We start from the raw sequence: 10,480 nt of genomic DNA, 5'->3' as shown, positions 1-10,480 counted from the left end.
AAATTAGGTCCGAAGGGGCAACCTGGCGCAAGCGAAGGGAACCGTCCGCCTCCAACTCCGTGAGGTGTAGATCCCCCGGCTTCAGGCCCAAGGCCTGCCGCGCCCTCTTGGGTATCGTGGCCTGGCCTTTGGAGGAGATCCGAGCGATGAGGGCCATGGTTTCATGGAAGCAAGAGGCGGCCTTCCTAGGGCAAGGCCCGCCCCTTCCACCGCTTCCCCGGCAGGAGGGCGCGGAGGTAGACGGGCAGGAGGAGAAGGGGCGCCGAGGGTACCAGGAGGGCGGGCCAGAGGGGCCCCCCCGTGGCCCGTTGCACCAGGGCCCGTTCCAAAAGGCCCATGAGGCCAAGCTCCCAGCGCCCGAAGGCCCAGGGGAGGGTGTAGAGGGCCAGGTGGTAGAACCAGGAGCCCAGGAGGATGGCTGGGTTCTTCAGGTGGATCTCCAGGAAGTTTTTCCCAAACCCCTCCAGCATCTCCCCGTAGCCCCGGTACATGCGGGCGGCGAAAAGCCTAGGCGCCAAGTAAAGCCCGTAGCGCCCCGCCCGCCGGGCCAGGGCCACATCCTCCAGCACCTCGCCCCGCACCGCCTCGTGCCCCCCGAGGGCGAAGTAGGCCTCCCGGCGGAAGGCCAGGACCTGGCCGTTGGCCACCCGGAGGGCCTTTAGGAAGGGATAAGGCAGAAAGGAGAAAAGTCCTCCCATGACGAAGGGAACGGGGGCGAGGAGGGGGCCTGCCACCTCCTGCCGGGGGAGGACGGAAACCAGGTCCTTGCCCTCTAAGGCCCAAAGGAGCCCCCCCAGGGCCCCCTCGCCCCAGGCCACGTCGGCGTCGGTGAAGACCAACACCTCCCCCCGGGCCGCCTGGGCCAGTTGCCAGCAGGCCCAGTTTTTCCCCGTCCAGCCTGGGGGGGGAGGCTTCCCCTCGAGGAGGCGGAAGCCCGGGTGGTCCCCGCCCAGATCCAGGGCAACCCGGGCGGTGCCGTCCGAGGAGCCATCGTCCAGCACCAGCACCTCGAGGGCCCCTTGCCGGAGGAGGGTGGGGAGGGTGCGCTTTAGGTTTTCCGCCTCGTTTCGGGCGGGGACGAGGAGGGAGGCGGTGGGCCCCTTGGGGGTGGGCCTTGGCGCAAGCCGGGGGAAGGCCAAAAGGTTATAGAAGAGGGCGAGCCAGCGGAGGAGGAGGAAGAGGAAGACCCCGAAGAAGAAGTCCCCCGTCATCGCCTGAGGGCCTCCACCAGGGGCCGGACCCTTTCCTCCAGGCTCCGCCTTCCCTTTAGGACCTCCCGGAAGCCCGGGGGAAGGGCCCGGGGATGGGTTTCCCTTAGGGCCCGGTCCAGCTCCGCCAAAAGCCCTCCCAGGTGGGCCCTAAGGTCTTCCTCGGGGGAAAAGGGCGAGCCTACGAGGAGAAAAGCCTCCGGGTGCTCAAACCCCCTTAGGGCCACCCGGGTGGCCACGGGGAGGACCCTTACCCCGGCTCTTTGGGCGAGCCAAAGGGCCCCCGGCCTCAAGGGCCCCAAGGCCCCTGGGTGGCGCAGCTCCCCCTCGGGGAAGACCGCCACCCACTCCCCCCGCCTAAGGCGCCTTAGGGCCTCCCGCACCCGGCCTGTGGGCAGGGCCCCCGCCAGGGAAAGGACGGGGAAGGCCTGAAGGTTCTCCTCCGCCACCAAAAGGCTTGTGGGCCTCCGGGCGCGCCGCCCCAGGAGCCAGACCAGGTGCCCGTCAAAGAAGCTGTGGTGGTTCAGGGCCAGGACCAGGGGCTCCTGGGGGGGTTCCCCCTTCAGGTACACCCCCCGGAGGCTTCCCTTGAGGCTCAGGAGGAGGAAGCCCTCCACGAAGAGCTTGAGGAGCCTGGCCAAGGGGCGCTCGGGGTCCATCATCTTAGCCGCCTTAGGGCCTCCGGGTGCCAGGCCAAAAGCAGGCCCTGCACCACCGCCAGGTTGGTGGCCAGGAAGAAGGCCATCTCCTCCAAGGGTAGCCCGAAGGCCCTGGGGCCCAGGGTGTACTCTGGGGCGATCCACCAGATCCCCGCCCGGATGGCGTATAGGTCGGCGAGCCAGAGGTAAAGGGTGGGAAGCGCCACCCCGAGGAGGAGGGCCCGCCGCCAGGCCCAAAGGAGATCCCCCCCATAGGCCCACTGCAGGAGGAAGACAGGGGCGAAGTAAGCCAGGATGAGCCCCAGGTAGAGCCCTTTCCCCCCAAGGGCCAGAAGGAGGACGCCCGCCGCCGAGAAGAGGAGGAAGACCCCCCCGCCCACCACCCGAAAGACCCCAGGCCCCGGGGCCGGGGGAGGCCCCGCCACGAGGAGGAGGAAGGCCCCGGTGAGGAGGGGTTGCAGGAGGAAGAAGAGGTACTCCTCCAGGGGCACGTACCCGATCCGAAGGAGGACCCGCCCCTCGGGGTAGCCCCACACCCCCCGCCAGACCAGGTAGTTGTCCCAGGGGGTGGTGTAAAGGAGGGCGATGAGGGGCATGAGGAGGTAGGCCCAAAGCCTGGGCGGCCTGGGCCTGGCCCAAAGGAGGAGCAGGAGGAGGGGCGGGAGGAGGAAGAGGAGGTGAAATTCCAAGTAGGTCATGCCGCCTCCAGGCGGGCGGGAAGCCCCCCCTTGGGCCAGAGGGTCACCCCGGCGTGGACCCCGGGCTCGGGCAAGGGGTTTAGGCGGAACCTGCGGAAGAAGGCCGTGAGGGCTACCTCCCCCTCCAGGAGGGCGAAGTCCCGCCCCAGGCAGAGCCTTTGCCCAACGCCAAAGGGGAAGTAGCGGCCGCTTGGGATGGCGGGGCCTTCCAGGAAGCGCTCCGGAAGGAAGGCTTCCCCCTGGGGGAAGGCCAGGCGGTGGGTGACGTAGGGGGAAAGGACCAAGGTGGTGCCCGCCGCCACCCGTTCCCCCGGGAGGTCCAAGGGGCTTTCCGCCTTGCGGGTCAGGAGCCAGGCGGGGGGGTAGAGCCTTAGGGCCTCGTGGAAGGCGGCCCGGGCGAAGGCGGGGTCCTTGGCCACCCGTTCCTGGTGCTCCGGGCGCTGGGCGAGGAGGTAAAGGGCCCAGGTGAGGGCGCTTCCCGTGGTCTCGTGCCCGGCGATGAGGAGCGTTTTGGCCTCCGCCAAGGCCCTTTCCCGGGGAAGGTGGGCGAGGGGAGGGGTGTGGACGAGGCCCGCCGCTTCCCGCTCCAAGGCCCGCTTCCAGCGTTGGAAGGCCCCTTCCGCCAGGAGGTTGAGCCGGGTGAAGGGGTTTTGCATCCGCTGCACCGCCCGCTCCAAGGCCTTTAGGGCGAGCTCCGCCAGGCCCTCGGGAAGGGGCTTGCCCCATAGGGCCCGGCCCAGGAAGCGTAAGGAGAGGCGGAGCATCTCCCGCGCCAGGTCCCGCACCTCCCCCGCCCGCCATGGGGCGAAGAAGCCCTCCGCTTCTTCTTGCCAAAGCGGGGCGTAGGCCAGGACGCTTTTCGGCAAGAAGGGGTCCTTGAGGGCCTTCCGCGCCTCCTTCCAGGAAGGGCCGAAGTCCGTGAGGAGGCCTTTTCCCGTGAGGCGGGCAAGCTCTTGGTACTGGAAGGTGGCCTTGCTTTCCGCGCCCAAAAGAACCCCCTCCACCCCCTTGGGGTCAAAGACCAGGAGGAGGGGAAAGCCGGGGAGGGGAAGCCGGAGGCGGGGGTGCGCCCGGCCCCAGGCGAGGAGGGTTTCCAAGGGGTCGTCCCGTAGGCGCCTCAGGTCGGGGAGGGCCTGCCGAAGGTCCAAGGTGGCGGTCATGGCTAAAGGATACCCGAGCGGTTTCCAGGTTCCCGGGGCGAAAGTAGTCCCGGTTACCTTTTGACGAGGTCTTCGGCCAAGGCCAGATACCGCCGCCTCGCCTCTTCCAGGTCCACCACGGGGTCCATGGGCTCGTAGGAGGGGTACTCGGGGGCGTATCGGCGAAGCCAGGCGCCCCCGGGGTCGTGCCGCTTACCCTGCTCCACGAGGTTGAAGACCCGGAAGTAGGGGGCGGCGTCCACCCCAAGACCCCCGGCCCACTGCCAACCTTGGAGGTTTTGCGCCGTGTCCCCATCCAGGAGGAGGGCCTTGAAGGCGGCCTCCGCCTTCCGCCAGGGGAGGAGGAGGTACTTCACGGCGAACTGGGCCACGCACATCCGCGCCCGGTTGGAGAGGAGGCCCGTGGCCCCAAGCTCCCGCATGGCGGCGTCCACCAGGGGGACCCCCGTGCGCCCTTCCAGCCAGGCCTGGAAGAGGGCCTCGTCCTCGTTCCAGGGCAGGGCCTCCCACCGGGGGTCCAGGGGCCTTTCCCGCATCCAGGGGAAGTGGTGGAGGAGGTGGTGAGAGAAGTCGCGCCAGATGAGCTCGTCCACCCACTTAAGGGCCCCCTTCCCGCCCCGCTTCAAGGCTTCCCAGGCGGCCAGGCGGGGGGAGAGGACCCCCAGGGTGAAGTAGGGGGAGAGCCTCGAGCCCCCCTCCCCGTCCAGGCGGTCCCGCGCCTCGGCGTAGCGGGGAAGCTTCTCCTCTAGGAAGGCGTAAAGCCTAGCCAAGGCCGCCTCCTCCCCGGGAGGGGGGAGGGGGACGTCGGAGGTTTCCTGGGGGATTTCCCCCTCCTCCGGGGCCTGCGGCAGGGCCTCGGGGGCGGGTAGGGGAGGGGAGAGGTCCTGGAGGTTCCGCCGGAAGGGGGTGTAGACCCGGTAGGCCTTGGGGAGGTCAGGGGGGATGAGGTGGGAAGCGGGAAGGAGGTGGAGGGGGACCTCCAAGGCCTCCCGCACCCGCTCGTCCCGGTGGCGGCCGTAGGGGGTGTGGCTCTTTAGGGCGTAGACCGCCTTGGCCCCAAGGCGCCTCGCCGCCTCCGGCACCTTCTCCCAAGGGAGGCCTTCTAACACCCAAAGCGCCCCACCCCGCCTGCGGTAAGCCTCCCGCAAGGCCCGGACGCTTTCCAGGAACCAGGCCCGCCGCCTTGGGGTGGTCTTGAGGTTGTTGGGGTCCAGGACCACGAGGCCCACCACGGGTCCTTCCCCCAAGGCCTCGAGGAGGGCGGGGTGGTCGTGGAGGCGAAGGTCGCCCCGGTGCCAGACCAGGCGCATCACTCCCCCGTCCGGGCCAGGCGGTAGGCCTCCGGGAGAAGCCAGAGCCTTTCCCAGGGCTTCAGGTGGGCCCGCCGCGACAGGTTTTGGTAGCCCATGCGCTTGAGCTTGTCCAGGATCCCCTGGTACTGGAGGGCGGCCAAGGCGATGGCCGCCTTGCCCACGCGGAGCCTGGGGAGGCCCTTGAGCCCCGTCCGGTAGAGGGCGCGGGCCTGGGCCTCGAGGTGGGCCATGAGGTCCCGGTAGCCCGGGGTGATCCTCCCGGCGCGGAGGTCTTCCAGGCATACCCCGTACCGCGCCAGGAGGGCCTCGGGTAGGTAGACCCGGTTCCGCCCCAGGTCCTCCCCCACGTCCCGCAGGATGTTGGTGAGCTGCATGGCCTGCCCCAGGGCGATGGCCTCCCCTTCCGCCCCTTCCCCTCCGGCCACCGCCGCCATCATCCGCCCCACGGTGCCCCCCACCTGGTAGCAGTAGCGGAGGAGCTCCGCCTCCGTCTTGAGGCGCACCGGGCCCAAATCCGTGAGGAAGCCCTCCTTCATATGGGCGAATGCCTCAAGGGGGATGGCCCAGCGCTCCAGGGCCCAGGCCAAGCCCACCTCCCATTCCGCCAGAGGCCGCCCGGCGTAGGCCCGCTCCACCCCTTCCCACCAGGCGGAAAGGGCCTCCCAGCCGCCCCCGGGCCCGTCCACCGCCTCGTCGCCCATGCGGCAGGCGGCGTAGACGGCCCAGGCTCCCTGTCTTTCCGCCTTGGGGAAGAGGAGGCTTCCCAGGTAAAAGGTGGCGGAGTGGGAGCGTACCAGCCTTGCTAGGCATTTCCAATCGGGCTCCATACAAGGTCTTCCGCATCCTAGATTAGAACGGGCGTGGGACTTTTGTCCCGGCCACACTTCCGAGTCCGGTCCCAAGTGGTACATATACTTGACAAAACCTAGACAAACCTTTACCTTAAAGGCATGACCCGAAGCGGGGCGTACACCATCGCCGAGGTGGAGGCCATCACCGGCCTTTCCGCCCACGTCCTGCGCCAGTGGGAGCGCCGCTACGGCTTTCCCCGGCCTGAGCGCACCCCGGGGGGGCACCGGCTCTACCGCGAGGAGGAGGTGGAGGCCCTCAAGCGCATCCGCCGCCTCCTGGAGGAGGGGGCCACCCCTCAGGCCGCCATCCGCCGCGTCCTGGCCGAAGGCGCCCGCCCCGAGGCCTTGGCGGAGGCCGTGAGGGCGGCGCTCCTCGCCGCCGACCTTCCCCAAGCGGAGGCCCTTTTCCGCCGGGGGGTGCGCCTACTGGGCCCCGAGGGAGTGGTGCGGGAGGTGCTTGTGCCCGTCTTGCGGGGGATCGGCGAGGCCTGGCACCGGGGGGAGGTGTCCGTGGCCCAGGAGCACCTGGCCTCCACCTTCCTCCGGGCTAGGCTCCAGGAGCTTTTGGACCTTGCGGGCTACCCCCAAGGCACCCCCATCCTCGTCACCACCCCCCCGGGGGAGCGGCACGAGATCGGGGCCATGATGGCCGCCTACCTCTTGCGCCGCCAGGGGCTTCCCGCCCTCTACCTGGGCCCCGACACCCCCCTTCCCGACCTCAAGGCCTTGGCCCAGGCCCTGGGGGCCCGGGGGGTGGTGCTCTCGGCCCTCCTTGTGGAAAGCCTCCGGGCGCTTCCCGACGGGGCCCTGGCTGGGGTCGCCCCCCGGGTGGCCCTGGGCGGGGCGGGGGCCACGGCGGAGGAGGCCAAGCGGCTTGGAGCCCTTTATGTGGAGGACCTGGGGGGGGCTTCCCCAGGTGTTTTGGGAGGAGGCAGCATGAAACGGATGGGACGGAAGGAGATCGTCTACCTGGCGGGGGACCCCGCCCACACCCTGTATCGCTTGGAGTCGGGTCTGGTGCGGATCGTGGAGCTCCTCCCCGATGGCCGCACCCTGACCCTCAGGCACGTTCTTCCCGGGGACTACTTTGGGGAGGAGGCCCTCGAGGGCAAGCGCCACCGCTACGCCGCCGAGGCCATGACCGAGGCGGTGGTGCAGGGCTTTGACCCAAGGCGCATGGACCACGAGGCCCTGCACCAGGTGGCCCGCAACCTGGCCCGCCAGATGCGGCGGGTTCTGGCCTACGAGACCCACTTGCAGACGGGGGAGCTCCGCTCCCGGATCGCCCGCTACCTCCTCTTCCTGGCGGACACCCCCGCCTCCTTCCGCGACGAAGGGGGGCTTTACGTGACCGTGTCCCACGAGGAGATCGCCGACGCCACCGCCTCCACCCGGGAGTCCGTGTCCAAGCTCCTTTCCGATATGCGGCGGGAGGGGCTCATCGCCACGGCCTACCGCAAGGTGTACCTTCTGGACCTGGAGGGCCTCGAGGCCGAGGCTCAGAGTGCTCTGGAAGCCGCCTGATGCGGGTCTTTGTCGTCGGCGGCACGGGCTTCGTGGGGCGGCACCTGGTGGACCGCCTCCTCCAGGGGGGGCATACCCCCATCGTCCTCTCCCGAAGCTCCCGCTCTCTTCCCCAAGGGGCGGTCTTCGTGCGGGGGGACATCACCCGGGAGGTGCCCGACCTGAAGGGGGCGGAGGCCGCCATCTACCTGGCGGGCGTCATCCGGGAACGGGGCCAGAGCTTCCGGGCGGTGCACGTGGAGGGGGTGAAAAACCTCCTCCTGGCCATGCGGGAGGCGGGGGTGGAACGGCTTCTCCACATGTCCGCCCTGGGGGCGCGGAAGGGCACGGGGAGCCGCTATTACGAAACCAAGGCGGAAGGGGAGGAGCTGGTGCGGCAAAGCGGCCTAAAGTGGACCATCTTCCGCCCGAGCCTCATTTTTGGCCCCGGGGACGAGTTTTTCGGGAAAATCCTCCGGGGCTTGGTGTGCGCTCCCTTGCCCTTCCTGCCCCTCATCGGGGACGGGCGCTTTCCCTTCCGCCCGGTGTACGTGGGGGACGTGGCGGAGGCCTTCGCCCTGGCCCTGGAGCGGGGCCTTTTTGGCGCTTATGACCTGGTGGGGCCCAAGGAGTACACCTTCCGGGAGCTCCTGGCGCTCGTCATGCGCACCGTGGGCCGCAAGAAGCCTTTCCTGCCCATCCCTTTGCCCCTCATGGACCTTCTGGTGCCCCTCCTTTCCCCCTTCCCCTTCGCTCCCATCACCCGCGACCAGTACGTGATGCTTAAAGAAGGCAACACCGCTCCCCCTTCGCCCGAACTTATGGCGTTGCTGCCCAGGCCTTGCGAACTGGCCGAGGTTCTACCGGGTTACCTGCGGTGCTGAGGGGCGAATCTATGCCAAAATATTTGTTCGCGAAAGGTACATTTCGCGCATGTATAATGCCCCCATGGACCCCAGCGCCCCCGCCCACATTCTTTGGAAAACCCTAGGCATTAAAAGCCCCGACAGCGCCCTCCTTCCCCTTGCCCCCTATGCGGAATACCTCCTCCTGGAACGCGGCTACTCCCCCCGGGGGGTGCGCCGCTACCTCCAGGACCTGGCCTTCTGGTTCCGCTTCCTAAAGGCCCAAGAGCTTCCCCCGGGCCCCGAGGCGGTGCGGGCCCTCCTCTTGCAGGAGCGCTGGGCCCCCAGGCGGGTCCAGGGGTTCCTCGCGGCCCTAAGGAGCTACTACCGCTACCTGGCCCAGGTGCGGGGCGAGGCGGTGGAAGACCCCACGGAGGGCATCGGCCGGCCCAAGGCGGGCCGCAGGCTTCCCCTGCACCCAACCCCCGAGGAGCTAAAGCGCTTCCTTTCGGCCTTTTCCGAGGAAAAGGAGGCGAGGCTTCTCACCGCCTTGGCCCGCTTCCTCTACGGCACCGGCCTTCGCATCTCCGAGGCCCTTTCCCTCAAGGGGCGCAACGTGGTGCTGGAAGGGGGCCTGCCGGCGGCGGTGCGGGTGGTGGGCAAGGGCAACAAGGAACGGCTCGTGCCCCTTTCCAAGACAGCCCGGGAGGTACTGATGGAACTGGGCCCTCCCCAGGGTAATGTGCCCGTTTTCACTTTCTCGCAGGGGCGCCGCCAGGGCCGCGTCCCCTCCGCCCGCTACGTGGAGGCCAAGTTCCGGGAGGCCGCCCTCCGGGCGGGCCTGGACCCCCGGCGCTTCACCCCCCACAAGCTCCGCCACGCCTACGCCACCCTCCTGGTGGAGGTGGGGGTGGAGCTGGATGCGGTGAAGGACCTCTTGGGCCACGAGTCCATCGCCACCACCCAGATCTACCTCCACGCCTCCCGGGAAAGGCTCAAGGAGGCGGCCGGGAGACTTCCCGACCTCTAAAGCGCCGTGGCCCCCCCATCCACGGGCAGCACCACCCCCGTGATGTAGTCCGAGGCGGGGCTGGCCAGGAAAAGCACCGCCCCCCCAAGCTCCCCGGGCCTTCCCGCCCGGCCCAAGGGCAGGGTGGCCTTGAGGAGGGGCTCGGCCCGAGGCAGGACCTTTTCCGTCATGCGGGTGGGGAAAAAGCCGGGCGCCAGGGCGTTCACCCGGATGCCCCACCGCCCCCACTTCACCGCCAAATCCCGCGTCATGGCGATGAGGCCCCCCTTGGAGGCGGAGTAGCCCACGGCGTCCAGCACCTCGGGGTACTCCCCCTTGAGCCCGGCCACGGAGGCGATGTGGACGATCTTGCCGTAGCCCCGTTCCTTCATGCGCTTGGCGGCGGCGCGGCTCGCCAAAAAGGCCCCCACCAGGTTCACCTCCAAAACCTCCCGCACCTTCTCCACGGGCATCTCCAGGGAGGGCGCTCCCCAGCTGATGCCGGCGGCGTTCACCAGGATGGTGAGGGGGCCGAGCTCCTCCTCCACCCGGGCGCAGATCTCCTCCAGGCGGGCCTCGTCCCGCACGTCCCCCTCCAGGTACAAGGCGTCCTCCCCCAGGTGCTTGCGGGCCTCCTCAAGGAAGCTTGCCCGCCTTGCCACCACCGCCACCTTGGCCCCCGCCTCCTTGAGGGCCAGGGCGGCCTCGAGGCCAAGCCCCCGGGAACCCCCCGTCACCAGGGCCGCCTTGCCGTCCAAGCGAAACTGCTCCAAAAACATCACGCACCCCCGTAGTAGTCCTTGTACTGCTCCCTAAGGGCCCGCTTCAGGAACTTGCCCGCGCTCGTCCGCGGGATCTCCGCCACGAAGACGTAGGCGTCGGGAAGTTGCCACTTGGCGAAGCCCGCCTGGAGGAGGTGGGCGTTGAGCTCCTCCGGGCTTGGGGCCTCTCCCCGCGGCACCACCACCGCCAGGGGCCTCTCCTGCCACTTGGGATGGGGAATGGCCACCACCGCCGCCTCCTTCACCTTGGGGTGGCCCATGAGGGCGTTTTCCAGGTCCACGCTGGAAATCCACTCCCCGCCCGACTTGATGAGGTCCTTGAGCCGGTCCTTGACCTCCACGTAGCCTTCCTCGTCCCAGACGGCGATATCCCCGGTGCGGAACCAGCCGTCCGGGGTCAGACTTGACCTATATGCGGCTCCTGGAGTAAAGAGGGGGCATGACCCTGCGCG

At 69.2% G+C, this 10,480-nt stretch carries 11 protein-coding genes and 2 pseudogenes; 4 read left to right on the top strand and 9 right to left on the bottom strand.

The window, feature by feature from the left end; translation table 11 throughout:
* The 7 genes from QT17_RS15055 to QT17_RS11350 form a co-directional block, all read right to left on the bottom strand.
* On the bottom strand, positions 1-157 hold a 157-nt coding region (locus QT17_RS15055; RefSeq protein ID WP_039460105.1), incomplete at its 3' end, for an AbrB/MazE/SpoVT family DNA-binding domain-containing protein.
* Between the two features lie 28 nt (positions 158-185).
* On the bottom strand, positions 186-1,211 hold the full coding sequence (locus QT17_RS11375; RefSeq protein WP_039460103.1) for a glycosyltransferase family 2 protein: 1,026 nt from the start codon (positions 1,209-1,211) through the stop codon (positions 186-188).
* On the bottom strand, positions 1,208-1,870 hold the full coding sequence (locus tag QT17_RS11370; protein WP_039460101.1) for a 1-acyl-sn-glycerol-3-phosphate acyltransferase: 663 nt from the start codon (positions 1,868-1,870) through the stop codon (positions 1,208-1,210). The genes QT17_RS11375 and QT17_RS11370 overlap by 4 nt, the downstream gene beginning before the upstream one ends.
* Positions 1,867-2,565, bottom strand: coding sequence for a lycopene cyclase domain-containing protein (locus tag QT17_RS11365; RefSeq protein WP_039460099.1), 699 nt, complete (start codon positions 2,563-2,565; stop codon positions 1,867-1,869). The genes QT17_RS11370 and QT17_RS11365 overlap by 4 nt, the downstream gene beginning before the upstream one ends.
* Positions 2,562-3,725: a cytochrome P450 gene (locus tag QT17_RS11360; RefSeq protein ID WP_039460097.1), complete on the bottom strand. Its 1,164-nt coding sequence runs from the start codon at positions 3,723-3,725 to the stop codon at positions 2,562-2,564. The genes QT17_RS11365 and QT17_RS11360 overlap by 4 nt, the downstream gene beginning before the upstream one ends.
* Positions 3,726-3,778: 53 nt before the next feature.
* On the bottom strand, positions 3,779-5,035 hold the full coding sequence (phr, locus tag QT17_RS11355; RefSeq protein WP_039460096.1) for a deoxyribodipyrimidine photo-lyase: 1,257 nt from the start codon (positions 5,033-5,035) through the stop codon (positions 3,779-3,781).
* Entirely contained in the window at positions 5,035-5,865 is an 831-nt protein-coding gene (locus tag QT17_RS11350; protein ID WP_039460094.1) for a phytoene/squalene synthase family protein, read from the bottom strand. The genes phr and QT17_RS11350 overlap by 1 nt, the downstream gene beginning before the upstream one ends.
* A gap of 123 nt (positions 5,866-5,988) precedes the next feature.
* Here QT17_RS11350 and QT17_RS14920 point away from each other — a divergent pair.
* From QT17_RS14920 to QT17_RS11330, 4 genes and pseudogenes are all read left to right on the top strand, one after another.
* Positions 5,989-6,393: pseudogene (locus tag QT17_RS14920) on the top strand (MerR family transcriptional regulator); the annotation flags it as partial.
* A gap of 432 nt (positions 6,394-6,825) precedes the next feature.
* Positions 6,826-7,413, top strand: a complete 588-nt coding sequence (locus tag QT17_RS11340; RefSeq protein WP_039460093.1) for a helix-turn-helix domain-containing protein — start codon at positions 6,826-6,828, stop codon at positions 7,411-7,413.
* Positions 7,413-8,276, top strand: coding sequence for a complex I NDUFA9 subunit family protein (locus QT17_RS11335; protein ID WP_039460091.1), 864 nt, complete (start codon positions 7,413-7,415; stop codon positions 8,274-8,276). Before QT17_RS11340 ends, QT17_RS11335 begins: the two co-directional genes overlap by 1 nt.
* Before the next feature lie 49 nt (positions 8,277-8,325).
* Complete coding sequence (locus QT17_RS11330) at positions 8,326-9,267, top strand: tyrosine-type recombinase/integrase (protein ID WP_152607400.1); 942 nt, start codon at positions 8,326-8,328, stop codon at positions 9,265-9,267.
* Here QT17_RS11330 and QT17_RS11325 read toward each other — a convergent pair.
* Both QT17_RS11325 and QT17_RS11320 read right to left on the bottom strand, forming a co-directional pair.
* Positions 9,264-10,025, bottom strand: coding sequence for an SDR family oxidoreductase (locus QT17_RS11325; protein ID WP_039460087.1), 762 nt, complete (start codon positions 10,023-10,025; stop codon positions 9,264-9,266). The two genes, QT17_RS11330 and QT17_RS11325, sit on opposite strands and share 4 nt — an antisense overlap.
* A pseudogene (locus QT17_RS11320) lies at positions 10,025-10,480 on the bottom strand (AMP-binding protein); the annotation flags it as partial. The pseudogene QT17_RS11320 and the gene QT17_RS11325, both read right to left, overlap by 1 nt.

The organism is Thermus sp. 2.9 (assembly GCF_000794385.1).
GTDB lineage: Bacteria > Deinococcota > Deinococci > Deinococcales > Thermaceae > Thermus > Thermus thalpophilus.
Note: the sequence above shows the minus strand (reverse complement) of the source record. Positions and strands in the feature narration are given on the sequence as shown.

Excerpts from the sequence above, each read along its gene's own strand:
- QT17_RS11350 (WP_039460094.1), bottom strand. The coding sequence starts at position 5,865 with ATGGAGCCCGATTGGAAATGCCTAGCAAGGCTGGTACGCTCCCACTCC.
- QT17_RS11330 (WP_152607400.1), top strand. The coding sequence starts at position 8,326 with ATGTATAATGCCCCCATGGACCCCAGCGCCCCCGCCCACATTCTTTGG.
- QT17_RS11335 (WP_039460091.1), top strand. The coding sequence starts at position 7,413 with ATGCGGGTCTTTGTCGTCGGCGGCACGGGCTTCGTGGGGCGGCACCTG.
- QT17_RS11365 (WP_039460099.1), bottom strand. The coding sequence starts at position 2,565 with ATGACCTACTTGGAATTTCACCTCCTCTTCCTCCTCCCGCCCCTCCTC.
- QT17_RS11360 (WP_039460097.1), bottom strand. The coding sequence starts at position 3,725 with ATGACCGCCACCTTGGACCTTCGGCAGGCCCTCCCCGACCTGAGGCGC.
- QT17_RS11375 (WP_039460103.1), bottom strand. The coding sequence starts at position 1,211 with ATGACGGGGGACTTCTTCTTCGGGGTCTTCCTCTTCCTCCTCCTCCGC.
- QT17_RS11340 (WP_039460093.1), top strand. The coding sequence starts at position 6,826 with ATGAAACGGATGGGACGGAAGGAGATCGTCTACCTGGCGGGGGACCCC.
- QT17_RS11370 (WP_039460101.1), bottom strand. The coding sequence starts at position 1,870 with ATGATGGACCCCGAGCGCCCCTTGGCCAGGCTCCTCAAGCTCTTCGTG.
- phr (WP_039460096.1), bottom strand. The coding sequence starts at position 5,035 with ATGCGCCTGGTCTGGCACCGGGGCGACCTTCGCCTCCACGACCACCCC.
- QT17_RS11325 (WP_039460087.1), bottom strand. The coding sequence starts at position 10,025 with ATGTTTTTGGAGCAGTTTCGCTTGGACGGCAAGGCGGCCCTGGTGACG.